The sequence below is a fragment of the Achromobacter mucicolens genome (genome assembly GCF_902859725.1).
Lineage (GTDB): Bacteria > Pseudomonadota > Gammaproteobacteria > Burkholderiales > Burkholderiaceae_B > Achromobacter > Achromobacter mucicolens.
Window position 1 is genome coordinate 113200 of the sequence record NZ_CADIJP010000013.1, and the last position, 23636, is coordinate 136835.

Consider the following 23636-nt stretch of genomic DNA (forward strand, 5'->3'; position numbering starts at 1 on the left):
GCCGTCTCCCTGCGATGTGAGGGATCAGGGCCTGCCGGCGGTCAGGCGGGACACTACGCCGGCAACAGCGCCGGCTGGGCGTAGGAATGAGCCGGCGCTTGGACGGCGTCCTGTCCCTGCGCGGGCAGGCGGAATGTGCTGACCGCCGCCTGCAACCGCTGCGCCTGCGTCTCCAGCGACGAGGCCGCCGCCGCGGCTTCTTCGACCAACGCGGCGTTCTGCTGCGTCACCTGGTCCATCTGCGTGACGGCGGTATTGACCTGGTCGATGCCCGTCACCTGCTCGTTGGATGCGGTGGCGATGTCGTTCACCAGCATTGTGAGCTGTTCGATGGTCTCCAGGATTTCCGTCATCGTCAGGCCCGCCGCCTCGACCTGCGCCGAGCCGGCCTGCACGGTCGCGCCCGAGGCGTCCAGCAGTTGCTTGATCTCCTTGGCGGCGCCGGCGCTGCGCTGCGCCAGCGACCGGACCTCGGCGGCCACCACGGCAAAGCCCTTGCCTTCCTCGCCGGCTCGCGCCGCTTCCACCGCCGCGTTAAGGGCCAGGATGTTGGTCTGGAACGCAATGCCGTCGATCACGCCGACGATGTCCTCGATGCGGCTCGAATCCTGCGCGATCTTGCGCATCGTGCTGACCGCGGCCTGCACGGCGTCGCCGCCGCGCTGCACCACGTCGGAGGCGGTGGCGGCCATCTCATTGGCCATGCGGGCATTTTCGGCATTGCTGGTCACGGTGGACAGCAACTGCTCCATGCTGGCCGCGGTTTCCTCCAGCGACGCCGCCTGCTGCTCGGTGCGGCTGGACAGGTCCTGATTGCCGGCCGCGATCTCGCTGGAGCCCGTGTTGATCTCGACCACGCCGTCGCGCACGGCATGCACGGTGCGCACCAGACCGGCTTGCATGTCCTGAAGGAAAGGGATGATCTGGCCCACGCAGTTCTTGCCGAACGACGGAATCGGCGTGGTCAGGTCGCCGCCCGCGATGCGCTGGAAATGACCCTTGAGCGAATCCAGCGGACGCTTCACGAAATGCACGACATAGCGGTCGCCCAGGATCAGCAGCAGCAGACAGATGCCCAGGACCACGCCCATGCCGATATAGGCCTGGCGGCGGTTGGCGTCGGCGTCCGCCCACAACTGGACTTCACGGGCCTTGGCGTAGGCTTCGTAATCCTCCATGCCCTTGCCGAAGCTGCGGCTGGCGGTGACGACCGGTCCGGCCGCCTGTGCACGCGCCTTGTCCACCGCGCCGGCGTCCAGATGCTGGCGTTGGACGTCAATGCCGCTGACCAGGGCGTCAAAGCTCGAGCGCATGGCGTCCAGCAGCGCCGTGGGCGCGTCCCGGCGGGCCAGTTCAATGAACTGTGCCTGATGCTTTTTTGCTTCGGTCAGCGCGGTGTCGATGCTGCGGCCTTCCGCCGCCGCCAGGTCCTTCTGGCCGCCGGCAACGTACTCCAGCTGGCGCGACAGCCGCAGCCGGGCGCGCATGATCTGGTCGTTGACACGGGAAAGCGCGGATACCTCATTCAGAAGGTCGTTGCTGGCTGCGAGCGCTTCGCCCGCGCTGCGCAGCCCCTGGACGCTGATGGCCGACAGGCCGGCGATGAAAAGGCTGATCATGAGCAAGGTGCCCAGGATCATGCGGCGGATGGTGATGTCTTTCAGAAGCTGTGTCATGCGCGTCGTCCCAAAGGTGCAGCAAGCCTGCTTAAGGACAACGACGGGGCCAGGGCCTTATTTAGCCGGATGTTGCACATCTTACGAATATGTCGACGCGATGGGCGAATATATCGACACGAACGGCAACATTGTTGCGATTTCGAGGAGGCGCGGGCGCCGGATGGCCCGCGTGGCGCCGTCAGCGTGAAGCGGGCGTCTGCGCCGGTTCGCTTGCGTCGAACTGCAGCCGGGCAAAGCTGGCGATGCAGGCCAGCCCGGCGCACAGGGCGCCCAGCCACAGCGCCGCGATGGCGCCGTGCGTGGTGGACACGTTGAAACACGCGGCCACCATCGCCGCGCCGGACGCCTGGCCCAGCAGGCGCACGGTTCCGATCATGCCGCTGGCGCCGCCAGCGCGCGACGCGGGGGCGGAGGTCATGATGGCCCGCAGGTTGGGCGACTGGAAAAAGCCAAAGCCGGCGCCGCAGATCGCCATGCGCCACGAGATGTCCAGCACGGACGGGTCGGCCGGCATCAGCGCCAGCAACGCCATGCCCAGCGCCAGCATCGCCAGTCCCACGCCACCCAGCATGCCGGCCGGGTAGCTATCCGAAAGCCGGCCCGCGATGGGCGCCATGAAAGCCACCACCACGGGCCACGGCGTGATCAGAAACCCGGTCTGGACCTGGCTGTAGCCCAGCACCGTCTGGAACAGGAAGGGCAACGACACGAAGGCCAGCGCCTGCGCGGCAAACGCGCACACGGCGGTGGCGGCGGACAGGGCAAAGAGGGGGCGGCGCAGCAGGTCCACGGCCAGGATGGGCGCGGGATGGCCGGCCTGACGCCGCATCAGCAGCCACAGGCTGGCCGCCGCGACGGCGCCTTCCAACGCCACGCGCGGCCACGGCGCGCCGTGGGCAAGTTCGTTCGTCGCCAGGACAAGCAGGCCCAGCGTCATGGCGCACAGCACCGCGGCCATGCCATCGAACCCGTGATTGGATCGCGTGGTGTCCGGCAGCCCGCGCAGGGCCAGCGCACCGGCCAGGATGCCGATGGGGAAATTGACCAGGAATAGCCAGTGCCACGAGCCGAGCAGCAGGATGGCCGACGCCACGGTCGGTCCGCCAGCAAACGACAGGCCGACAACCATGGCGTTCAGGCCCAGTCCGCGGCCCAGCATGTGCGAGGGGTAGATAAAGCGCAGCAGCGCGCCGTTCACGCTCATCACCCCGGCCGCGCCCAGGCCTTGCAGGATGCGGGTGGCCACCAGCACGGGCAGCGATGGCGCCAGGCCGCTTGCCAAAGAGGCCAGCGTGAAGACCGCGAGGCCGACGATGTAGACGCGCCGGTGACCCAGGATCTCGCCCAGCGCGGCCGCCGGCAGCAGGCCGGCCACCATCGCGAGCTGGTAGCCGCTGATGACCCAGATGGAACCCGCCTCGCTGGCCTGCAGGTCTCGCGCGATGGTGGGCAACGCGGTATTGGCGATGGCCGTGTCCAGACTGGCCATGCAGACCGCCAGCATGACGGCCACGAGGGCGCCCAGGCGTTCGGCGGCGGGCAGGCCGACGCCGGCCGGATAGACGGTGCTGCGGGAGAACGAGAGCATGGATGGGCTGCGCTGCGAGGGCGTCCGGGCGGAGCGCCTGGAGTCGTAGGGACAGATTCTAATGCGCTGTTTGAATTCGACGGATCTTCAGCCGGCACGACGATCGCGACTGGGCCGGAGCGTACGACGTCGGGAATGGGACGCGCGGCGGATTAATCATCCAAAGCATGACGATTATCCAATCGGATAATCGTCCGGCAATTGTCACCTAATGAAACTGCATAGGAAATTCAAATACAACAATATGTACGCCTATTTTCTCTGTGCATTCAGAGGTAGCGTTGAATATTGCGCTGCGATATTAACGATCGATTCGTTAATAATCGTAAGAAATGCCCCCTGAATACGAAACCATTTGGTTCCGCGTTCCGATATTTGGACGTACGATTATCCGCAGCAGGATTGATGGTGCAACCGTATACCGTGGAGGCATTTTTCATGAAACGCTCGACCTTGCGCGCAGCGACATTGTGTCTGTGCATAGGTGGCGCGGCGCCCGGCATGGCGCTCGCTCAGACCGCCACCGCCAATTTCAACGTCACGCTCACCATTACCGCCAACTGCGTCATTTCCGCGACCGATCTGAATTTCGGCAGCCAAGGCGTGCTGAATACCGCGGTTACCGGCAACACCAATCTCTCCGTTACGTGCAGCAATACCACGCCGTATACCGTCGGCCTTAATGCCGGCACGGGCACGGGGTCCACGGAAGCGCAGCGGTTCCTGAGCGGCACCGGCGCCAATACCGCCACCGTGGCTTACCAGCTCTACAAGCCGGGCAGCACGACCGTGGTGTGGGGCGATGCCGATGTGGCGGCCCGCGTGGGCGGCACCGGGACTGGCGCGGCCACACCCATCCAGGTCAACGGCGTCGTGCCCGCGCAGACCACGCCGGCGCCCGGCACCTACTCTTCCACAGTCACCGCGACGGTCTACTTCTAAGGGAGCCGCCCGATGCGGAAGTTCTTTCGGGCGGTTCTTGCAGCCTGTCTGGCGGCCTGTCTGACTGGCTGGGGCGGCGCGGCGGGAGCGGCTGCCCTGCAGATTTCGCCGGTGCTGGTCGAGCTTGCACCCACCCAGGGCGCGGGCGGCATCATGTTGCGCAATCCCGGCGCCACGCCGATCTACGGGCAGGTGCGCATTTACGGCTGGGAACAGGCCGATGGCGACGACGTGCTGTCGCCCACCTCCGACATTCAGGCCAGTCCGCCGATCATCCAGGTGCCGCCGGGCGGCGAACAATTGGTGCGGCTGGTGCGCGTGTCCAAGGATGCGCCGGCACGGCAGCAGGGCTTTCGCCTGATCATCGATGAGATCCCCGACCCGTCCTCGGCCGCGGTGAATGGCGTGGTGCTGCGGCTGCGCTATTCGGTGCCGGTGTTCGTGGCGGGCACGACGCCGTCGCCCGAACCGGAGCTGGCGTGGCGGGTGGAACGTGCGGGCGGCGAATGGGTGGTGCGGCTGTCCAACAGCGGCAGCCGCTATGCCCAGGTGGCCGAGCTGCAGATCCTGAACCGGGCGGGCAAATCCGTGGCGCAGCTGGAGGGGCTGCTGGGTTACGCGCTGGCCAACCGCGCGCGCCAATGGAACATCCCGGCCAGGCAGGGCGCCGACGGGCCCGTCAAGATCCGGGCGCTGGTCAACGGCGACATGGTCACCTTCAACCCGCGCTGAAAGCGTGACCGCGTGCCGGCCCGCCGGCAACCACAGAAGGGCAGTCTATGGCATTGCGCGCTACCCGTCACCGCGGGCAACGCGCCTTGGGTTTCGCACTCTTGCTGCTGGGTGCGCCGGCCCTGGCGGCGGATACGCCCGATCAACTGGTTTCGTTCGGCAGCATGGCCGAGCGCGACGTGTACCTGGAGGTCAGCATCAACGGCGTCAATACATCCCAGCTGCTGCGTTTTCACGATACGCACGGGCGGCTGTCCGTCAGCGGCGCGGCGCTGCGCTCGCTTGGCGTGGACCTGTCCGCAATCGGCATTACGGACGCGCGCGAGGTCAGCCTGGATGCCGTGGCGGGGTTGCGCTATGTGTACAACCCGGCGGCGCAGTCGGTGGACCTGGTGCTGCCCGATACCCTGCGCGTGCCTTACGAGGTGAATACCCGCGGCCTGCCGGCGACCCCGCTGGCGACGGCCGGGCGCGGCCTGGTGGTGAACTACGACGCCTATTCGCAGACCGACTACGACTACCGGCTGTCGCTGTACACCGAACAGCGCTACTTCGATGCGAACGGCGTCTTCAGCAATTCGGGCACGGCCTACCTGGGCGGGCGCGGCGACGAGTATGTGCGCTACGACACGTTCTGGACGCGCTCGGACCAGGAAACGCTGCGTACGCTGCGCCTGGGCGACACGATCACCTCGTCGCTGAACTGGTCGCGGTCGGTGCGGGTGGCCGGCGTTCAATGGGGCCGCAATTTCGCGTTGCGCCCGGACCTGGTCACCTTTCCGGTGTCGTCGCTGAGCGCCTCGTCGGTCGTGCCGTCATCGGTGTCGTTGTTCGTCAACGGCGTGCAGCAGTACTCGGGCAACGTGCCGCCCGGGCCGTTCGTGGTCAATCAGATACCGGGCATCACCGGCGCGGGCCAGGCCACGCTGATCACGCGAGACGCGCTGGGCCGCACCGTCAGCACCTCGGTGCCGCTGTATATCGATCCGCGCATGCTGGCCGCGGGACTGTCCAGCTGGTCGGTCGAGGCGGGCTTCGTGCGCCGCCAGTTCAGCGTGCGCTCGTTCGATTACGACAGCAAGCCCGTGCTGACTGCGTCGGGCCGTTACGGCTACAGCAACGACCTGACGCTGGAAGCGCACACCGAAGCCGGCCCGGGGTTGTACAACGCGGGCGCCGGCGCCATGGCGAAGCTGGGACAACTGGGCGTCTTGAGCGGCTCGCTGTCGGGCAGCGCGGGTGACTTCAGCGGCGGACAGGTGAGTCTGGGCTATCAGTATGTGCGGCCGGAATTCAGCGTGGACACGCAGGCCACGCGCCTCGTCGGCAACTACGGCGACCTGGGATCGCGTGAGGACGCGCCGGTGCCTCGCCAGACCGAACGCGTGACGGTGTCGATGCCGCTGGGCCGTTCGCAGAGCGTCGCGCTCAGCTATATCGGCTACCGCATGCCGGACGTGCCGATGGCCAAGCTGGGCTCGGCCTCGTACACCGCCAACCTGAATAGCCGCGTGGTCCTGACGCTGAGCGCATACAAGGATTTTTCCCAAGCGAATTCGGAAGGCGTGTTCCTGGGCCTGTCGCTGATGCTGGGCGAGCGCACGCAGGCAGGCGTGTCGGTCGGACGGCAGGGCGGCCAGGACACCTACAGCGTCAACGCCCAAAGCAGTGTGCCTTATGAAGGCGGCTGGGGCTGGGCGGTGCAGAACGGCCGTAGCGGCGGCATGCAGCTCAACCAGGGCCAGATCCAGTACTTGGGCCAGTACGGGCTGGTGAGCGGGCTGGTGCAGGACTACGGCGGCAGGACGCAGGCGTCCGCGCAGGCCTCGGGTTCGCTGGTGCTGATGGACGGCGCCGTGATCCCGTCGCGCCGCATCAACGACAGCTTCGCGCTGGTCTCCACCGAGGGCACGCCGGACGTCGCGGTGCTGCACGAAAACCGCAAGCTGGGCCGCACCAATGGCAGCGGGCACCTGCTGGTGCCGGACCTGAACGCATATCAGACCAATCGCATTTCCATCGACCCGGAGGACCTGCCCGTGGATGTGCGGCTGGATTCGACGCGCGCCGTCGTCGTGCCGCAATCCGGCGCGGGCGTGCTGACCACCTTCAAGGTCGAGAAGTACGAGGCGGCCTCGGTGATCCTGACCCTGCCGGACGGGGCGTTCGTGCCCGTGGGGGCGGAGGTCGCCCACATCGAAAGCGGCAAGCGTTCGGTGGTGGGCTACGACGGCCTGACCTTCGTGGAGGACGTGGCGGCCACGAACCGGGTGCGCGTGCGGGGCGGCGGCGTATCGTGCGAAGCCGAGTTCGATTACACGCATGCCGACGACGACCCCCTGCCCACGCTGGGACCCGTCGTATGCACGCCCTTGGCGCGAGGCCAGCCATGAAGATCGCCTTGTTGCTTGCGGCCGCCGGGCTGTGCATGGGATACGCGGGCGCCGCGCGGGCAAACACCTGCGCGCTGTCGGCGGGCACGACGGCGACCCTGGACTTCGGCATCGTCAACCCGCTCCTGCCGACCGACACGGTGGCGGACGGACAGATCGCCGTGACCTGCAATTTTTCATTGCTCGCGATTGGCGCGCGGTTGTGCTTCAGCCTGGGCGTGGGCAACACCAGCCCGTCGGTGGCGGCACGCGCCCTGGGCGCGGGCACGAACCGGATGAACTACAACCTGTACACCGATGCGGCGCGCACGCAGGTGTGGGGCGCGGCCACGGCGGGGCAGCCGACATCGCAGACGCTTACCGGTCCGGTGCTGGGCGGCGGCAACGTGTCCACCACGTTCCGGTTTTACGGCAAGCTGCCGGGCGGGCAGTCCACGGTGAGAACCGTGGGCAACGCCAACACGCTTTACAGCGAGACCTACACCACCACCGGCACGCTGGATGTGCTCTTCGGCCTGCTTTCCGGCCTGTCGAACTGCCCGCTGGCGGCGCCCTCCCAGCGCATCACGATTCCGCTGGTGGTCCGGTCGACCGTGCAGAAGAACTGCACGATCAACGCGACGGACATGGCGTTCCCCGCGCGCGGTGTCCTGAATGCGGCGGTCACGGCCAACAGCCAGATCACCGTCCGGTGCACCAACGCCAACGCGTTCTCCGTGGCATTGAACGGCGGCTCCGTCGCCGGCAACGTGCTGGCCCGCAAGATGAAGCACACGAGCGCTGCCGACACCGTCAACTACCAGCTTTACCAGGACGCGGCCTACGCAACGGTGTGGGGCGATGCCTCGGGCGGCGCGCCGCGCGCAGGCGTCGGCACGGGCGCCAACCAGACCTTCACGGTGTACGGCCGGGTGCCCGCGCAGGCAACGCCGCGCCCGGGCACGTACCGTGACGTCATCACCGCCACGGTCACGTTCTGATCCGGCGGTGTCAGGACTCCACCGGCGCCGGGCGCGGCTTGACCGGCCAGAACAGCGCCGCGGGCCGCCGCAGGATGCGGCGGCGCACGCCGGCCGTGAGGGAGGTGCGATCGTCGCGGCGCATGTCGCGCGAGGCCATCGCCACGTTGAAGGCCAGCGCAAAGCTGACGATGACGTTCAGGGCGCCGGTCGCCACCGTGCCGGCTACAGCCATCCAGAACACCTGCGTGTGCACCACATCCCAGCCCAGCGTGGCGAGCGCGGCGGCGATCTGGCCGGCGCTGAGCGACACGTGGCGCACCTCCAGTGTCGATCCCAGCGCACTGACGAAGACGGGCAGCAGGCCCAGCATCAGCCCTAGCGAGACGTTGGCGGCGATCAGGGACACGTTGCGCTGCCAGAAGCCGGCCCAGCGCACCGCGCCCCGCGCGCCAAGCAGCTGCCGGGTGCGACGGCCATACGCCATCACGTCGTGCACGCGGTGCAGCGCAAACCAGTTATCGGCCCAGCCGGCGATCAGGCTGGACAGCCAGATCAGCGCGCCGGTCACCGCGGCGTAAAGCGGCGTCGGTCCCCAGAACGACAGTGAATGAAGCGTGTCTTGCGCCTTGTCGGCGTCGATGAGCGGCTGTTCCAGCATCCGCATGGCCAGCCATTGGATTGCCCAGGCCAACGGAAACACCACGGCCAGGTTGCCCGCAATCGCGGCCGCGTTCGAACGCACCATCGCCAGCGTGTCGTCGACGAAGGCGTCGCGGCCGTCGGGCGTGTAGGCCGCGTCCAGCCGGCGGGCCAGCGCCGGTCCCGTCATGGCCGGCTGTTTGGTCGCCAGCGTGAAATGCGCGAACTGGATCACCAGAAAGCTGCCCGCGTAGTTCAACGCGTTCAACAGGCCTTCCAGCCACTTCTCCAGATGCGCCGACGTGATGATGAACTTGACGTAGACGGTGAACGCGACGACAAAGCCGCCGCCCATGGAGGCCTTGAGCATATCCATGTATTCCAGCGTGTCGCGGGCGATGTAGTGTTCGCCGGTTTCCGCGCTGCGGTCCATCACGCGGCGTGCCAGCTGGGCGAGCGATGACGCCGCCAGATGGCGGATGCTGCTGCGCGCCAGCGTGCAACGGATCAGTTCGGCCATCAGGTGCGCGTAGCGATGGCGCTGCGTGGGGTCGATCCAGACGCTCAGCAGCAGCTCGATGCGCGCCAGGCGCAGCTTCATGCACTCGATCTGGTAGACCACGTCCACCGCCACGCCATTGCGCTTGAGTTCTTCGTAGACCGCATCTCCCGCCGCGCGGCATTCATCCAGCAATGCGCGCAGCACATTAAGGCGCTGGCCCACGGCCTCGCGCGGCGTGTCCGGCGTGCTGGCAAAGAGATCGGCGGCCGCATCCGACAGCGCAAAGAACGGGGTGTCTTCCACGCGGCCCGGCAGGCGCGAGCGGATGTCCTGGCTGAGACCGGCGGCGCGGACCTGGCTGATGAGCACCTGCATGCTGCTGGTCAGCGCGTGCGCCAGGCGCCGGGCAAGCGCGTCGGGCGTGGGGGCGGCGGGCGCATCCGCTACGCGCGCCGGGGCGCCTTCGTCCCGGTGCATCAGCGCGCGCAGGCGGGCCAGTGTCGCGTCGTCCAGCGACTCGATCCATTGCGCGTCGCCGGCGCGGCGAAACAGCAGGGTGAACAACCCGTCCATGTCGCCGCGGTTGGCGGGCGGGGGCAAAATCCAGTCCACGATGCGGCGCCACAATTCGCCCCAGAAGCCCGGCTGCGATGCGACGCCGGTGTCGCACAGCAGTGTGGTGGGATCGTTGTCCACCAGCACCGACCGCAACGTGGCTGCCGTGCGCGCGGCCACGGCGGGATTGTTTTCCAGCACCTGCAGCAGGTAGCGCAGCCGCGCGTGGCGGGGATCCCCCCCGTCCTGCCGCGCCGGCGCGCCGCCCGGACGGTTCAGCCAGCGGCCCAGGTCGATGAGCCACAGATTGCGTTCGGCCAGCGGCGACTGCGGATCGGCATTGGCCAGGATGACGTCGAGCTGCGCCCCGCCGCGCGAAGCCCGCCAATTGCGCCACAAAGAAGTCAGCATGATCGAGCCTCGCGGGTCATCGTGAATGGGGGTCGCGGCGCAACGAGAATCCTTGCGCCGCATTCATGGCCAGGTAGCTGACGTTGCGCGACACCGTCGGCGGCTTGTCGCCCGCGTGCAAGGCGCGCACCTCGTCCAGCACCATCTTGTCGGCCAGCGTCATGCGGTCGATCATCCGCAGGTACTGCATCCAGCTTTCCACCAGGAAGACCTCGCGCCAGACGCCCTCGCGCTCCAGGTCGCGAAACAGCTGCCATTGCTGCGCGCCATTGCGCAGCCGCAACAGGCGCAGCGGCTGGGCGGCATGCAGCAGCGGCGCCAGCTTGTCCGCGTTGATCAGGTATTCCACCGCGACGAGCACCGCGCCGCGCTGCGTGTTGAAGCCGGCGGCGGCCATGGCCGGTTCCGCGTCGTCTGCGCGGGTCAGCGACCGGGCATCCACCGGTTCGGGCAGGCGCGACCGGTACAGCAAGGCCACGGTGACGCCGAGCACGATGCCGGCGGTGGACAGCGCGCCCGACACGCCCATCGTGCCCGCGAAGTGGCCCCACATGAACGATCCCGCCGCCAGGCCGCCGAAGATCGCGGTCTGGTACAGCGCCAGCGCGCGGGCCTTGACCCAGTCGGGCACCAGGAGTTGCACGGTCGTGTTGTAGGTGGCCAGCACGCCGATCCAGCAGCCGCCCGACAGCAGCAGCGCGGGAAACGCGATCCACAAGGTGTTGGTCAGGCCCAGCGCCAGGAGGCAGGCGGCCAGCAGGGCGGCGGCCACGCTGATCAGGCCGCTGGATCCCCAGGCCGCGCGGGCCCGGCGCACCACCACGCTGCCCAGGATGGCGCCCACGCCCAGCGCACCGAGCATGTAGCCATACAGCAGCGCGCTGCCGCTTTCATGTTCGTGCGCCAAGAGGGGCAGCAGCGCCCAGAGCGCGCTGGCCGACAGGCCAAAGGCGAACGAGCGCAGCATGACCACGCGCGTCACGGTCGAATGCTGCGTATAGCGCACCGCCGCCACCACGCCTTCGAACAGCCCCTCGGGCGGCAGGCGCCGCACGGGCAGGTCGCGCTTCCAGCGCCAGATCGCCCAGATCAGGCTGCCGTAGCAAAAACAGTTCAAAAGAAAGACCCAGGATGCGCCCATCGCGCCCAGCAGCAGGCCGCCGATGGCGGGGCCCACCGCCCGCGCCACGTTGAAGTTCACGCTGTTCAGCAGCACGGCGCTGCCGACGTGCTCGCGCGGCACCTGTTCGCCCACGGCCGCCTGCCAGGCCGGCGTCACGATGGCGCTGCCGATGGCAATGCAGAACACCGACGCGATCAGCGTGATCGGGTGCAGCAGCCCCGCAAAGGCCAGGATGGTGATGAAGACGCCGCCCGCCAGCTCCAGCAGCATGCCGGCAAGCATGACCTTGCGGCGGTCGTGGTTGTCGGCCAGCACCCCCGTCAGGATCGACAGCGCAACCAGCGGGAACGCGGCCGCCACCTGGATCATGGCGACCATCAGCGGGCTGCTCTGCTCCGTCGTGATCACCCACGCGGCCGCGACGGATTGCGCCCAGGTGCCCAGGTTGGCAAACAGATTGGCGATCCAGATGACGCGAAAGGCGGGAAAGGCAAAAGGGGAAAGCGTGCTGACCTGCAGGACAGGCGCGGGCGCGGCCGGAGGGGCCGCTGGCAGATCGGTCGAAGCCGAAACGGGCTGCAGCATGGGAGCGTGGCCGGACGCGAGGATCGCGTCCGTTCTGGGCTGGGTCAGGGTCGCTCAATGGTACGCCCAAGCCATGCGTCGGGGGAGGCGGCATGCCCGTTTCCGGTAACCTCCCGGCTGCCCCTGTTTCACTATTTACGTTTGCTGATTCAATGACCCTGACTTTCAATGGGCGCGCGTTCGCCGCCCTGCTTGCCGTGACCGCCGTGCTGGCGCTGATCGCCACTTTCGGCGCGCCTTATCCCTTCCTGCGGGGGTTCGTGGGCGACGTGGTGGCGGTGGGCTGGGCCTACCTGCTGTACCGCAGCTTTATCCGCGCGCGCGTGCTGCCGCTCGCCCTGGCGGCGCTATTCACCGGGTATGCGGTGGAGTTCGCGCAATACCTAGGCCGCCAATTCGGATGGCGCATCGAGCAGCCGGTGCTGCGCGTCGTGTTCGGCAGTGTGCCGGATTGGTGGGACGTGCTGGCCTATACCGTGGGCTTTGTGGTGGTGCTGGCACTTGCCGGCGGCCTTGCCCGACGGGAGCGGCGCGCCGCGCTGCAAAACGCCCGGATGCAGGCCAGCCTGCGCGCAAGGCGCTAAACGGGGCGGGGCCGGCTGGACGCCGGCCCCGCGGGCACAACTTGATTCTTAACCGGCTTGGCAGACCGTGTCGTCGCGTTGCGCGCGCACGGCGGGCGCGGCTGCGCGCAGCGGTTGCAGGCGGGCATTGCGAAACGGCGCCAGCAACTCCGACCAGGAAGAAGGAAACAGCGGCGTCGCGTGGCGCACGGCATCGCGGCGGGCGTAATGGGTGAGCAGCTGCTGGCCGATCGGGGCGTCTCCCAGGGGATGGCGGGTATTCATGGTATTTCCGTATTGCGTTGAAATTGTATTCATTGTACGTCGTTCGTGCCTTGGGGTCCAGCGGGCCCGGGGCGGCACAAGTCCTTGATATGTCTGAAACTGTCCCCGATTAAGGGGTTGACTTCGGGATTGCCCTAGCAGCCCAAAACAGTAGACGGTATACAATGTTCATCATGCCCGGGCTTCGACAGGCCTGGAATTTCTCCCACTGGACCTGGAGCGAGTCATGGCAGAACTGATGAACCGAGATGAATTCCGCACGGCGCTGGAAAACGCAATCAAGGGCAAGAGCGCAAACGCGTCGCCCTTTTCGATCGCCTGGGCCGAAGGCAAGCTGAGCCGCGAGCACCTTTCGCGCTGGGCAGAAAACCATTATCACTACGTCGGCCCGTTCGCCGACTACCTGGGCTACCTGTACGCCCGCACGCCGGACACCTACACCGAGGCCAAGGATTTCCTCTTGGCCAACATGTATGAAGAGGAAATCGGCGGCGACCGCCACACCGATCTGCTGATCCGCTTTGCCGAAGCCTGCGGCACCACGCGCGAACGGGTCACCAATCCGGACAACATGTCGCCCACGACCCGCGCGCTGCAGAGCTGGTGTTATGCCGTGGCCATGCGCGAGGATCCGATCGTGGCGGTGGCTGGCCTGGTGGTGGGACTGGAATCGCAGGTGCCGTCCATCTACCGCAAGCAGACGCCGACCCTGCGCGAGAAGTACGGCTTCACGGACGAGGAAGTCGAATTCTTCGACCTGCACATCGTCTCCGACGAAATCCACGGCGAACGCGGCTACCAGATCGTGCTGGAGCACGCCAACACGGTGGACCTGCAGCAGCGCTGCCTGAAGATCTGCGAGATCGGGGCGCAGATGCGGTTGCTCTACACCACGGCGCTCTATACCGACTACGTGCAGGACCAGATCAAGCTGCCCGAACTGGGCCTTGCCGCCTGATCGTGCTCCGGCCCGCCCGGCACGCCCGGGCGGGCGCCGCACCGCAGAACCTGGACGAAGACCTCATGCCTACCGTTGTGTTTCATAAAGGCGGCCAGACCTACACCGACGTGGTGAAGGACAACACCAACCTGGTGGTGCGGGCCGGCATCAAGCAGTTTCCGTTTCCGCATCTGCGCTACGAATGCGGCATGGGCAAGTGCGCCAAGTGCGCCTGCCGCATCATCGCCGGGGCCGAACATCTGCCGCCGGTGAACTGGAAGGAAAAGAAGCAGCTGGGCGAACGCGTCGAGCAAGGCTACCGGCTGGCGTGCCAGCTCTGGTTGAACAGCGACATCGAGTTGACCCAGGACGTGGAGGCATGATGGCGCAGGATTCGACCTATGTGATCCTGACCTCCAAGCCCGGCATCTTCCGCACCGAGGCGGGCGAGGGCGCGGACATCATCGAGACCTATGACTACGTGTTCTACGGGCGCGCGCTGGCCGTCTTCAGCATCGCCCGCCTGGACCGCGAGATCAAGCTGGTCGTCACCGAGGAAACGCCGCCCTACGTGGTCAACCACGTGCCGTCCAAGTTTCTGGAGAAGTTCTCGTCGGTGGACGCGGCCCGCAAGGAGCTCGCGCACCTGACGCGTTTTGGCAGCATGGCGTCGACGCTGACGCTGCGGTCCGGCGTGCGCGTCACGGAGCACTGACAACATGGTTCAGATCACGTTCATATCCAACGGCGGCAAGGTCGCGACCGCGCCGGAGAACAGCAACCTTCTGCGCGTGTCGCTCAAGGAAAAGGGCGGCATCCCGTTCAAGTGCGGGGGCGGCCTGTGCGGCACCTGCAAGTGCCGGATCGAGGAAGGGCTGGAAAACACGGACGCCATCAAGCCCAAAGAGCGCAAGCACCTGCGGCCCGAGGACTTCGAGGCCGGCTACCGCATGGCCTGCCAGACCTTCGTGAATGGCGACGTCAAGGTGTCGTGGGTGGTGCAGAACGGCAAGGGCATCGTGGTGGGCGCGGCGCCCGGCCCGGTAGAAGCGTCCCCGGCATGAATGAGGCCGGCGCCTGGGGGCGCCGGCGCTCGGCAATCAGGCCACGGAGGCCTGCTGCGGCGGCTGCTGTGCCTCGGCGTAGGCCTTGGCGGCGTTGTGCACATGCTGGCTGGCCAAGAGCGCTGCCAGATCGCCATTGCCGGCGATGACGGCGTTCAGGATCTGCGAATGGTCGTCCCAGTTCTGTTTGGCCCGGCGCATGTTGCTGGGCGCGAACAGCAGCGCGGTGCGGTCGCGCAGCGAGCGCATCAGGTCGGTCAGCACCACGTTGCCGCCGATCGTGGCCAGCATTTCATGAAACTGCGAGTTCAGCGCCAGGAACTTGTCCAGCTTCTCTTCGCGCGCGGCCTCGGTGCCCTCGCGCAGGAAGGCCTGCAGGCGCTCGACCGTTTTCTCGTCGCGGCGCTGCGCGGCCAGCTTGGCGTTCAAGCCTTCCAGCGTGGCGCGCACTTCCACCATGTCGTAGGCCACGGCGTCCGACAGCACCGACACGGACGCGCCGCGGCGCGGCTCGATCGTGACCAGGCCTTCGGCGGCAAGCGCGCGCAGCGCCTCGCGCACCGGGATGCGGGACACGCCCATTTCCTCGGACAGGCGGCCTTCGACCAGGCGGTCGCCGGGCGTGAATTCGCCGCTCAGGATGCGTTCGCGCAGCTTGTCCCGGATGACGGCAAACAACTGCGGATGCTGCTCGCCGATCTTCAGCGGGGAGGAGTGCTGCGTCTCTGCGGCTTGCGGACTGACGGGGGAGGTTGTCATGGCGAGCAGGTTTGGCGTAATGGATACAGTCTCCATTGTATTACCGGGTGTCGCCGGCCGTCGCCGGTGGCGTGCCGCATCAGTGCACCCAGAATGTCTTGACCAGCACCCCCACCGCGCCCATGGCGCAGGCCGCGAGCAGCACGCCGCGGACGGCGCGCGGTGGCAGCAGGGTGCGCAGCCGGTTGGAGACCGCAAAACCGGCCAGCAGAAATGGCGCCAGGCTAAGCGCCAGGCCCGCGTGATAACCCGTGTAGCGCTTGGCCAGCGCCAGCATGGCCAGCGAAAAAATGGATCCCAGAAAAAGCACCATCCCCAGCGTGGCGCGCAGCCGCGGCGGGGCGGCATGCTGCAGCACGATGGCAATGGGCGGCGCGCCCACCGAAGTCATCGTGCCCATGATGCCGGAGGCGACGCCCGCGCCCGACACCCGTCCGGGCGTGGCGGAAAACCGCAGGCCCGCCACGCTCAGCGCCACGGCGGCGAGGATCATGCAGGCAAAGAGCACGCCCAGCGGCTGCGGGGCGAAGCGCGCCATGGCATAGATGGCGATCAAGGTGCCGACGGCCCGCCCCGCCAACGCGTACGAGACGGCGGGCCAATCGATGGCGGCGCGCTCGCGCAGGGCGGTCAACAGCGAGATGAAGCCGCCCAGCGTCAGAAGCGGTCCGGGCGCGAGCTGCGGAAAGAACATCGCCGCAACCGGCGCGGCGAACATCGCAAATCCCACCCCGCCCACGCCCTGCGCCACGGCGGCGCCAAACACCACGGCCGCCATGGCGGCGTAGTGCCACGGATCCGGGAACGACAGGGAAGACAGCATGCGTCGGACTTTGTAATTTATGTATACGATAGTCTATCTAGGAAATCGAACACCGCCAGACAAAACCAGAAAATTAAGGGTAATCCCTTGATTTTTCGTCCAAAAGGTGTCCGAAAACCGCACTATCGCTTTCCCTAGGCGGTGCATATTTCGATTGGTATGGTCTCCAACGAAATATAGTATACCGAGTGTGGCGACCCAACAGCCACGCATACAAGGGGAATAGCGCATGCAATCCGACGTCGTGCTCACTGCGGCTCATTGGATTTACCTGATCAGCGTGGCCGCCATCATCCTGACGATGATCCTGCGCGCCAATGTCGTGGTGCCATCGGTCATCGGCACGTTTCTGGTGGTGCTGGCGATCACGGGCAATCCGATCAGCGGGCTGATCGGCATCTTTTCGGCCAGCTTTGTCGCCGCCAAGGAGCTCTTCAATATCTTTCTGGTCATCACGTTCATGACGGCGCTGCTCAACGCGCTCAAGACGCTTCAGGCGGACGTGCGCATGGTGCAGCCGTTCCGGCGGGTCATGCGGGGCGGGCATTCGTCCTTCGTGATCATCGCCCTCTGTACCTACGTGATCTCGCTGTTCTTCTGGCCCACGCCCGCCGTGCCGCTGGTCTCCGCCATCCTGCTGCCCGCGGCCATTGCCGCCGGGTTGCCGCCGCTGGCCGGCGCCATGGCCATCGCCATCGCGGGCCAGGGCATGGCCCTGTCCTCCGACTACGTGATCGGCGTGGCGCCCAGCATCAGCGCCAAGGCGGCGGGGGCGGCCGTCAGCGCGGCGGTGGTGGCAGACCGCGCGCTCGTGCTGTCGCTGATCACCGGCGGGATCGCGCTGGTGGCGGCCTACCTGTTGGTGCGCCGCCAGATCGTGCCGGCCGATCCGGCCCTGTTGTCGGCCTGGCAGGCCCGCGCGCAGGACGGCAGCCTGGCGAAGATCGAACAGGCCGGCTCGTTCGACAAGGCGGAACTCGCGCGCGGCACCATGGGCGCCGATCCGGCCTTGCCCAGCGGCCCGGTGCTGAGTGAAGAAGAGCGCCGCCGCGTGCGCTGGTCCAAGGTGTTTGCCGTGGTGACGCCGCTGGCGTTCCTGGCCGTGATTGGGGTGATGGTGCTGCCCCGCCTCTTTCCGTCGCTGCCCGCGCTGCGCGGCGGCGATGCGGCGGCGCTGGTGGGCGGTGTGGCCTTCGTGGTCATGATGCTGGTGACCCTGGCGGCCGAGGGCCCGCGCAAGATGCTGGACGTCTGTCCGGAGCACGTGACCGACGGCTTCGTGTTCGCCTTCAAAGCAATGGGCTCGGTGCTGCCGATTGCCGGCTTCTTCTTCGTGGGCGCCAATGAGACAGCGGCGCAGATCCTGGGCGTGCCTGCGGCGCAGGCCCCCGGCTTGTTGTTCGAAGTCATTTCGGCGGCCCAGCACCTGATCCCCGAGAACCACTTCCTGGTCGCCTTCGGCGTGCTCCTTGTCGGCATGATCACCGGCATCGACGGCTCCGGCTTTGCCGGGCTGCCGCTCACCGGCACGCTGTCCGGCGCGCTGGGCCCGGTGGTGGGCGTGGACCCCGCCACGTTGGCGGCGGTGGGGCAGATGGGCGCGGTGTGGACGGGCGGCGGCACGCTGATTGCCTGGTCGTCGTTGATCGCCGTGGCGGGGTTCGCGCGGGTCAACGTGCTGTCGCTCGTTCGCGCGCTGTTGCTGCCGGTGCTGCTTGCGCTGTTCGTTTCGACCACCTGCGCGGTGCTGATCTGGCGTTGATGTTCAGCGCGCGCATGGGAAAAGGCTCCCGCGAGGGAGCCTTTTTGCTGCCGGATCGGGTGGGGTTTCCACTGATCGCCGCATAGTGATTAAAGTATACAATGTTCTGAAATTAGCCCGAACGCCTCACGCCCGGCCACGCCGGACCCAACTCAAGGAAGCGCTCCCGTGGACGATCTCTCGCAGCAAGCCTTTTTGAACTACATCGGCGGCCAGTGGACGCCCAGCGGCACGGGCAAGACCGCGCCCAACCGCAATCCGGCCGACATCGACGACGTGGTGGGCCACTTTCAGGTGTCCGGCGCCGATGACGCCCGGCAGGCCGTGCAGGCCGCCGAGGCCGCCTTCGCCGCGTGGCGCGACACGCCGATCTCCAAGCGCGCGGCCATCCTGTTCCGGGCGGCGCAGCATCTGGAAGACAACGCCGATTCCATTGCGCGCGAACTGACCCGCGAAGAGGGCAAGGGCGTGAACCTGGCCAAAGACGAGGTGCTGCGTTCGGCGCAGACGATCCGCTTCTACGCCGTCGAGGGCCAGTCCTTCACGGGCGAGACCTTCGTCAACGACGACCCGGACATGATCGTCTACAGCCAGCGCGAGCCGCTGGGCGTGGTGACCGTGATCTCGCCGTGGAATTTCCCCATCTCGATCCCGGCGCGCAAGATTGCGCCCGCGCTCATCATGGGCAACACGGTGGTGTTCAAGCCGTCTTCCGACGCGCCGATGTCGGGCTATCGCCTGACCGAAGCGTTCGTGCGCGCCGGTCTGCCCGCCGGGGTGCTGAACTTCCTGACCGGCCCGGCGGGCGCGGTGGGCGGAGCCATCACGGGGGCGCCCCAGGTGCGCGCCATTTCGTTCACCGGCTCGACAGCCGCCGGCGAGCAGATTCACCGGACCGCGGGGCTGACCACCCGTACGCAGATGGAACTGGGCGGCAAGAATCCGTTGATCGTGCTAGCCGATGCCGACCTGGACCGGGCCGTGGACCTGGCGGTCAAGGGCGGCTTCTCACTGAGCGGCCAGGCCTGCACGGGCACCAGCCGCGTGCTGGTCGATCGCAAGGTCAGCCAGGCCTACACGGAAAAGCTGCTGGCCAAGATCCGCACGCTGACCATCGGCAACGGGCTGGAAGGCAACTTCGACCTGGGCCCGCTGGCCACCGCCCGGCAGCTGGACAACGTGCTCGGCTACATCGAGCTGGGCAAGGAAGAGGCCACGCACCTCCATGGCGGCGACCGCCTGACCGGTCCCGGCTTTGACCGCGGGTACTACGTGACGCCCGCGCTCTTTGCCGGCGTGACCCAGCAGATGCGCATCGCCCGCGAGGAAATCTTCGGGCCAGTGATCGCGCTGATCGAGGTCGACGGCTATGAAGACGCCATCGCCCAAGCCAATGACACGGAATACGGCCTGTCGGCCGCCATCGCCACCACCGACGCGCGCTACGCGCACCGCTTTGCGCGCGACATCCAGGCGGGCACCGTCAAGATCAACCGCACCACCACCGGCAACCTGATCAACGCGCCGTTCGGCGGCCTGAAGCATTCCAGCACGTCCACGTTCCGCGAGTCGGGTCGCGTGGGCCTGGAGTTCTACACCCAGATCAAGACCGTCTACCGCGCCGGCTGACGGCCCATCCCCCACCAGAGGTTTTGCACATGAAACAGATCTATCGCCTGGAACTCGAAGAAGCGCGCGTCATGGTGCGCGCCGCCATCGCCAAGTCGCAGGAGATCGGCGTCCTGGAATCGATCTGCATCGTGGACGATGGCGGCCATCCGATCGCGCTGGAGCGCATGGACGGCGCGCGCATCACCGGTCCGCAGATCGCCTGGAACAAGGCCTTCACCGCCGCCGGCCACAAGCGCTCGACCCACCTGTTCAACACTCCGCCGAATGGCCCGGCGCTGCCCGGCAACGAAGCCTTCGGCATCCAGTGGAGCTTTGACGGCAAGTTCGCGGTGTTCGTCGGCGGTTTCCCCATCGTCGTGAACGGCGAGGTGATCGGCGGCGTGGGCCTGAGCGGCGGCAACGGCGAGCAGGACACGAAAGCCGGCCTGGCGGCGCTGGCCGCACTGCGCGAACTGCTGGAGCCGCGCGGCATGAAGGTGCTGGTCGAAGCGGACATCAAGAAATAGGCGAGGGCGCCATGGCATACCGCGTGCACATCCTGGAAACCGAAACCGCCTTTGAGGTCGAAGAAGGCGAAACCGTGCTGCAGGCCGCGGAGCGGTCATCGGTGAAGCTGCCGCACGAATGCACGTTCGGCGGCTGCGGCACCTGCCGCATCAAGCTGGAATCGGGCGCGGTGCGCTACGACGAATTCCCCATGGCGCTGACCCCCGAAGAGGCCGAACAGGGTTTTGCCCTGGCCTGCCAGGCGCGTCCGGCCGGCGACCTGTGCATCAGCGTGGCCAGCAGCCGGCAGGTGTTTCCCGATCCCCGCCGCATCTGCGCCACGATCCACCGCATCCATCGCTTCTGCGACGACGTCATCCACCTGACGCTGGCGCTGCCAGAGGCGCTGGACTACGTGCCCGGCCAGTACATGAACGTGGTGCTGCCCGACGGCGAGACGCGCAGTTTCTCCATGGCCTCGGCGCCTGCGGGCAACCTGGTCGACTTTCATGTGCGGCGCATTCCCGGCGGCCGCTACACGGACCAGTGGCTGGGGCAGGCGGTGGCGGGCGCGTCCGTGGAAATCGAGGCGCCGCTGGGCGTCTTCAGCTACCACGAGGAAGATTGGCGCCCGCTCATCATGATGGCCACGGGAACCGGCATTGCACCGATCAAGGCCATCCTCGAATCGCTGCTGGACAACGAGGACTGCCCGCCCGTGACGCTGTATTGGGGCATGCGCACTGAAGCCGACCTGTACCTGCGCGACGAGATCCAAAGCTGGGCGTCCCGCCTGTACGAATTCAACTTCGTGCCCGTGCTGTCGCGCGCGGGGGCGGATTGGCAGGGGCGTCGCGGCTATGTGCAGGAGGCGGTCCTGGCCGACCACGCCGACCTGTCCGAGCATGCCTTCTATCTGTGCGGCGCGCCCGAAATGATCCGCCAGGCCAAAAGCCTGCTGGCCGAACGGGGCGCCAGCCTGGATCACCTGTACGCCGACAGCTTCACCTTCCAGCACGCGTTGGCCGCCGTCTGATCGCCGGGTTAGCGATACACCAGCACCGGCAGCCGCGTGCGCGCCAGCACGCGCTGCGTTTCGCTGCCCAGCAGAAAGCCCGTCATTCCGTGCCGCCCGTGCGAGCCCATCACGATCAGGTCGCACCCGGTCTTCTGCGCGGTCTCGACAATGGCCTCGTGCGGATGGTCGTTCACGATGACGATCGCTTCGCAAGGCACGAGCGCGTGCCGCGCCTCGGTCTCAAGTCCGTCCAGATACGCCTGCGCATTGCGGCGCGCCTGGTCGGTGTGGTGCCCTTCGGTTGTGCCCAGCATCTCGGCCTGGTAGACCAGCAGATGGTCCTCCGGGATGGCGCGCAGCAGGGTGATGGTGGCGCCCATTTCCTTGGCGAAAACGAGCGCGCGCTTGAATGCCGATTCGGACAGCAGCGAACCGTCCACGGCGATGAGCAAGTGCCTGTACATGTTGCCTCTCCTTTAGGAAAAGGAATGTCCAGCAACGGCGAATCCAGTATAGGCCCCTGGGCGAACGCAAACCAGCGTGCAAAAGGACGAGCCGCGTGCGCACCGGTGTCTGACACCGTTCATCTTCCCGCAGCGCTTCCAAACCGCCGGCGTTAGGCATATATTGACCGGGCGATATCCGGCGGTTCCCTCCTGGCTTGTGGCGTCTTGCTGTGTGCGGAGAACGGAAATGCGGCGACTGCAAAAGTGGTTCATCGGCCTGATGTGCCTGGGGCTGTCCCTCTGTTTTCCCGCCTTGGCGCAGACCAAGCTCAGCAACGCGCAGCTCGATCAGCTCATGGCGCCCGTGGCGCTTTACCCGGATGCGCTGCTGTCGCAGATTCTCATGGGGTCCACGTACCCGGACGACATCGCGGCCGCCGCCAAATGGTCGGCCGCGCACACCGATCAGTCCGGCGACGACGCCGTGCGCGCCGTGGACGCCGAAACCTGGGATCCCAGCGTCAAGTCGCTGGTCGCCTTTCCCTCGGTCATGGACATGATGGGCCGCGAGCCCGGCTGGGTGAAGTCCGTGGGCGACGCTTTCCTGGCGCAACCCGAGGCCGTGATGGACGCCGTCCAGCGGCTGCGCACGCAGGCGCAAAAGGCAGGCAATCTGAAAAGCACGCCGCAGCAGACGGTCAAGACCACCACGGCCAACGAGAAGACCGTGGTGGTGATCGAACCGGCCGATCCGCAGGTGGTCTACGTGCCCAGTTACAACCCCACGGTGGTCTACGGCACGTGGGCTTATCCGTCATACCCTCCTTATTACTATCCGCCGCCGCCCGGCTCGGTGTTCGGGAGCGCGCTCGTGGCGGGCATCGGCTTCGGCGTGGGCGTGGCGGCGATCAATTCGTTGTGGGGCGACGCCAACTGGGGGCACGGCGACGTCGATATCGACGTGGACCGCTACAACAACATCAACGTCAACAATCGCATCGACCGCAACAACGTGAACAGCAACCGGGCCACCTGGCAGCACAACGCCGCCAACCGGGGCAACGCGCCGTATGCGGACTCGGCCAGCCGCCAGCGGTTTGACAGCCAGCGGCAGGCGGGGCTGCAGAGCCGGGCCCAGTCGGGCGGCACAGGGGCCCGGACGACGGGCACGGCGCCCGCCGCAGGGTCTCGCGACGACGCGCGGCAGCGGGCGGCGCAGTCCTTCGAAGGCCGCACCGGACAGCCCATTGCGGGGCATGCCGGGGCCGATGGTTCGCGCGGCCAGGGCGCGGCGCGGGGCGACGGCGCGGCGGGCCGGGGGCAGGGGCCGCAAGCGGGGCAGGGCGCGCGGGATCGCAGTTCCAGCGTGTCGACCCAGAACCGGCCGCAGGATCGCGGCGCCAGCGTATCGACCCAGAACCGCCCGCAGGACCGAGGCGCCAGCGTATCGACCGGCGGCGCCTCCACGCAGGACCGCCAGGCGGCGGCACAGCGCCAGCGCGCCGACGAAGCGGCGGCGCGCGACCGGGCGCGGTCATCGAATAGCCAGAACGCCCTCTCCGGGGCGGGCGACGGCGACCGCATGCGGCAGCAGAACCAGCGCGGCGAGATGAGCCGTGGCGGCGGCGGCCAACGCAGCACCGGCGCCAGCGCGCCCAATCGCGGCGGCGGCGCAGGCTCCCCGCGCGGCGGTGGGGGCGGCCGTGGCGGTGGCGGCGGCCGGAGATAAGCATCATGGACAAGGGAC

Annotated in this window: 22 protein-coding genes; 14 read left to right on the plus strand and 8 right to left on the minus strand. The window is 67.3% G+C overall.

What is annotated here, in order from left to right; translation table 11 throughout:
* Positions 1-53 precede the first annotated feature (53 nt).
* Both HV786_RS17770 and HV786_RS17775 read right to left on the minus strand, forming a co-directional pair.
* Positions 54-1676 (minus strand): methyl-accepting chemotaxis protein, encoded by a 1623-nt coding sequence (locus tag HV786_RS17770; protein WP_128827127.1) that lies wholly within the window; start codon positions 1674-1676, stop codon positions 54-56.
* 181 nt (positions 1677-1857) lie between these two features.
* On the minus strand, positions 1858-3267 hold the full coding sequence (locus tag HV786_RS17775; RefSeq protein WP_175211416.1) for an MFS transporter: 1410 nt from the start codon (positions 3265-3267) through the stop codon (positions 1858-1860).
* 438 nt (positions 3268-3705) lie between these two features.
* On the opposite strand from HV786_RS17775, the gene HV786_RS17780 reads away from it, so the two are divergent.
* The 4 genes from HV786_RS17780 to HV786_RS17795 are packed head-to-tail and all read left to right on the plus strand — an operon-like array spanning position 3706 to position 8314.
* On the plus strand, positions 3706-4209 hold the full coding sequence (locus HV786_RS17780; RefSeq protein ID WP_108696286.1) for a Csu type fimbrial protein: 504 nt from the start codon (positions 3706-3708) through the stop codon (positions 4207-4209).
* 12 nt (positions 4210-4221) lie between these two features.
* Positions 4222-4941, plus strand: coding sequence for a fimbrial biogenesis chaperone (locus HV786_RS17785; protein ID WP_128827126.1), 720 nt, complete (start codon positions 4222-4224; stop codon positions 4939-4941).
* Between the two features lie 47 nt (positions 4942-4988).
* Positions 4989-7334, plus strand: a complete 2346-nt coding sequence (locus HV786_RS17790) for a fimbria/pilus outer membrane usher protein (RefSeq protein WP_252869949.1) — start codon at positions 4989-4991, stop codon at positions 7332-7334.
* Positions 7331-8314 (plus strand): Csu type fimbrial protein, encoded by a 984-nt coding sequence (locus tag HV786_RS17795; RefSeq protein ID WP_128827125.1) that lies wholly within the window; start codon positions 7331-7333, stop codon positions 8312-8314. Before HV786_RS17790 ends, HV786_RS17795 begins: the two co-directional genes overlap by 4 nt.
* A gap of 10 nt (positions 8315-8324) precedes the next feature.
* Here the strand turns inward: HV786_RS17795 and HV786_RS17800 are convergent, their stop codons facing one another.
* Positions 8325-10403, minus strand: coding sequence for a site-specific recombinase (locus tag HV786_RS17800; RefSeq protein ID WP_175211418.1), 2079 nt, complete (start codon positions 10401-10403; stop codon positions 8325-8327).
* A gap of 16 nt (positions 10404-10419) precedes the next feature.
* Positions 10420-12111: an MFS transporter gene (locus HV786_RS17805; protein WP_128827124.1), complete on the minus strand. Its 1692-nt coding sequence runs from the start codon at positions 12109-12111 to the stop codon at positions 10420-10422.
* 152 nt (positions 12112-12263) lie between these two features.
* On the opposite strand from HV786_RS17805, the gene HV786_RS17810 reads away from it, so the two are divergent.
* Positions 12264-12695: a ribosomal maturation YjgA family protein gene (locus tag HV786_RS17810; RefSeq protein ID WP_062840073.1), complete on the plus strand. Its 432-nt coding sequence runs from the start codon at positions 12264-12266 to the stop codon at positions 12693-12695.
* A 48-nt stretch (positions 12696-12743) separates the two neighbouring features.
* Here HV786_RS17810 and HV786_RS17815 read toward each other — a convergent pair whose 3' ends face one another.
* Entirely contained in the window at positions 12744-12959 is a 216-nt protein-coding gene (locus tag HV786_RS17815; RefSeq protein ID WP_063953026.1) for a hypothetical protein, read from the minus strand.
* A gap of 226 nt (positions 12960-13185) precedes the next feature.
* Here HV786_RS17815 and HV786_RS17820 point away from each other — a divergent pair, with 226 nt between their 5' ends.
* The 4 genes from HV786_RS17820 (at position 13186) to HV786_RS17835 (ending at position 14963) form a co-directional block, all read left to right on the plus strand.
* A complete protein-coding gene (locus HV786_RS17820; RefSeq protein WP_128827123.1) occupies positions 13186-13917 on the plus strand; it encodes an iron-containing redox enzyme family protein in 732 nt (243 codons plus the stop codon).
* A 65-nt stretch (positions 13918-13982) separates the two neighbouring features.
* The gene (locus HV786_RS17825; RefSeq protein WP_056319481.1) at positions 13983-14282 is read left to right on the plus strand and encodes a 2Fe-2S iron-sulfur cluster-binding protein; all 300 of its coding nucleotides are present in this window, start codon (positions 13983-13985) and stop codon (positions 14280-14282) included.
* On the plus strand, positions 14279-14614 hold the full coding sequence (locus HV786_RS17830) for a ferredoxin (protein WP_128827122.1): 336 nt from the start codon (positions 14279-14281) through the stop codon (positions 14612-14614). Before HV786_RS17825 ends, HV786_RS17830 begins: the two co-directional genes overlap by 4 nt.
* 4 nt (positions 14615-14618) lie before the next feature.
* Positions 14619-14963 carry a 2Fe-2S iron-sulfur cluster-binding protein gene (locus HV786_RS17835; RefSeq protein WP_128827121.1) on the plus strand — a complete coding sequence of 115 codons (345 nt, stop codon included), beginning with the start codon at positions 14619-14621 and terminating at the stop codon, positions 14961-14963.
* Between the two features lie 36 nt (positions 14964-14999).
* Here the strand turns inward: HV786_RS17835 and HV786_RS17840 are convergent, their stop codons facing one another.
* Together HV786_RS17840 and HV786_RS17845 are read right to left on the minus strand one after the other, a co-directional pair.
* Positions 15000-15722: a GntR family transcriptional regulator gene (locus HV786_RS17840; protein WP_056319346.1), complete on the minus strand. Its 723-nt coding sequence runs from the start codon at positions 15720-15722 to the stop codon at positions 15000-15002.
* A 79-nt stretch (positions 15723-15801) separates the two neighbouring features.
* Complete coding sequence (locus HV786_RS17845) at positions 15802-16545, minus strand: sulfite exporter TauE/SafE family protein (RefSeq protein WP_128827120.1); 744 nt, start codon at positions 16543-16545, stop codon at positions 15802-15804.
* Between the two features lie 229 nt (positions 16546-16774).
* Between HV786_RS17845 and HV786_RS17850 the strand changes: the two genes are divergently transcribed.
* From HV786_RS17850 to HV786_RS17865, 4 genes are all read left to right on the plus strand, one after another.
* Positions 16775-18307, plus strand: a complete 1533-nt coding sequence (locus HV786_RS17850; RefSeq protein WP_175211420.1) for a hypothetical protein — start codon at positions 16775-16777, stop codon at positions 18305-18307.
* A gap of 168 nt (positions 18308-18475) precedes the next feature.
* Entirely contained in the window at positions 18476-19936 is a 1461-nt protein-coding gene (locus HV786_RS17855; protein ID WP_128827119.1) for an aldehyde dehydrogenase family protein, read from the plus strand.
* A gap of 29 nt (positions 19937-19965) precedes the next feature.
* Positions 19966-20445, plus strand: coding sequence for a GlcG/HbpS family heme-binding protein (locus HV786_RS17860; RefSeq protein ID WP_128827118.1), 480 nt, complete (start codon positions 19966-19968; stop codon positions 20443-20445).
* A gap of 11 nt (positions 20446-20456) precedes the next feature.
* Entirely contained in the window at positions 20457-21461 is a 1005-nt protein-coding gene (locus HV786_RS17865) for a 2Fe-2S iron-sulfur cluster-binding protein (protein WP_128827117.1), read from the plus strand.
* Positions 21462-21469: 8 nt separating this feature from the next.
* Here HV786_RS17865 and HV786_RS17870 read toward each other — a convergent pair whose 3' ends face one another.
* A complete protein-coding gene (locus HV786_RS17870) occupies positions 21470-21907 on the minus strand; it encodes a universal stress protein (RefSeq protein WP_128827116.1) in 438 nt (145 codons plus the stop codon).
* Between the two features lie 229 nt (positions 21908-22136).
* On the opposite strand from HV786_RS17870, the gene HV786_RS17875 reads away from it, so the two are divergent.
* Positions 22137-23618: a DUF3300 domain-containing protein gene (locus tag HV786_RS17875; protein ID WP_175211421.1), complete on the plus strand. Its 1482-nt coding sequence runs from the start codon at positions 22137-22139 to the stop codon at positions 23616-23618.
* Positions 23619-23636 lie beyond the last annotated feature (18 nt).

Excerpts from the sequence above, each read along its gene's own strand:
- HV786_RS17770 (WP_128827127.1), bottom strand. The coding sequence starts at position 1,676 with ATGACACAGCTTCTGAAAGACATCACCATCCGCCGCATGATCCTGGGC.
- HV786_RS17775 (WP_175211416.1), bottom strand. The coding sequence starts at position 3,267 with ATGCTCTCGTTCTCCCGCAGCACCGTCTATCCGGCCGGCGTCGGCCTG.
- HV786_RS17780 (WP_108696286.1), top strand. The coding sequence starts at position 3,706 with ATGAAACGCTCGACCTTGCGCGCAGCGACATTGTGTCTGTGCATAGGT.
- HV786_RS17785 (WP_128827126.1), top strand. The coding sequence starts at position 4,222 with ATGCGGAAGTTCTTTCGGGCGGTTCTTGCAGCCTGTCTGGCGGCCTGT.
- HV786_RS17790 (WP_252869949.1), top strand. The coding sequence starts at position 4,989 with ATGGCATTGCGCGCTACCCGTCACCGCGGGCAACGCGCCTTGGGTTTC.
- HV786_RS17795 (WP_128827125.1), top strand. The coding sequence starts at position 7,331 with ATGAAGATCGCCTTGTTGCTTGCGGCCGCCGGGCTGTGCATGGGATAC.
- HV786_RS17800 (WP_175211418.1), bottom strand. The coding sequence starts at position 10,403 with ATGCTGACTTCTTTGTGGCGCAATTGGCGGGCTTCGCGCGGCGGGGCG.
- HV786_RS17805 (WP_128827124.1), bottom strand. The coding sequence starts at position 12,111 with ATGCTGCAGCCCGTTTCGGCTTCGACCGATCTGCCAGCGGCCCCTCCG.
- HV786_RS17810 (WP_062840073.1), top strand. The coding sequence starts at position 12,264 with ATGACCCTGACTTTCAATGGGCGCGCGTTCGCCGCCCTGCTTGCCGTG.
- HV786_RS17815 (WP_063953026.1), bottom strand. The coding sequence starts at position 12,959 with ATGAATACCCGCCATCCCCTGGGAGACGCCCCGATCGGCCAGCAGCTG.
- HV786_RS17820 (WP_128827123.1), top strand. The coding sequence starts at position 13,186 with ATGGCAGAACTGATGAACCGAGATGAATTCCGCACGGCGCTGGAAAAC.
- HV786_RS17825 (WP_056319481.1), top strand. The coding sequence starts at position 13,983 with ATGCCTACCGTTGTGTTTCATAAAGGCGGCCAGACCTACACCGACGTG.
- HV786_RS17830 (WP_128827122.1), top strand. The coding sequence starts at position 14,279 with ATGATGGCGCAGGATTCGACCTATGTGATCCTGACCTCCAAGCCCGGC.
- HV786_RS17835 (WP_128827121.1), top strand. The coding sequence starts at position 14,619 with ATGGTTCAGATCACGTTCATATCCAACGGCGGCAAGGTCGCGACCGCG.
- HV786_RS17840 (WP_056319346.1), bottom strand. The coding sequence starts at position 15,722 with ATGACAACCTCCCCCGTCAGTCCGCAAGCCGCAGAGACGCAGCACTCC.
- HV786_RS17845 (WP_128827120.1), bottom strand. The coding sequence starts at position 16,545 with ATGCTGTCTTCCCTGTCGTTCCCGGATCCGTGGCACTACGCCGCCATG.
- HV786_RS17850 (WP_175211420.1), top strand. The coding sequence starts at position 16,775 with ATGCAATCCGACGTCGTGCTCACTGCGGCTCATTGGATTTACCTGATC.
- HV786_RS17860 (WP_128827118.1), top strand. The coding sequence starts at position 19,966 with ATGAAACAGATCTATCGCCTGGAACTCGAAGAAGCGCGCGTCATGGTG.
- HV786_RS17865 (WP_128827117.1), top strand. The coding sequence starts at position 20,457 with ATGGCATACCGCGTGCACATCCTGGAAACCGAAACCGCCTTTGAGGTC.
- HV786_RS17870 (WP_128827116.1), bottom strand. The coding sequence starts at position 21,907 with ATGTACAGGCACTTGCTCATCGCCGTGGACGGTTCGCTGCTGTCCGAA.
- HV786_RS17875 (WP_175211421.1), top strand. The coding sequence starts at position 22,137 with ATGCGGCGACTGCAAAAGTGGTTCATCGGCCTGATGTGCCTGGGGCTG.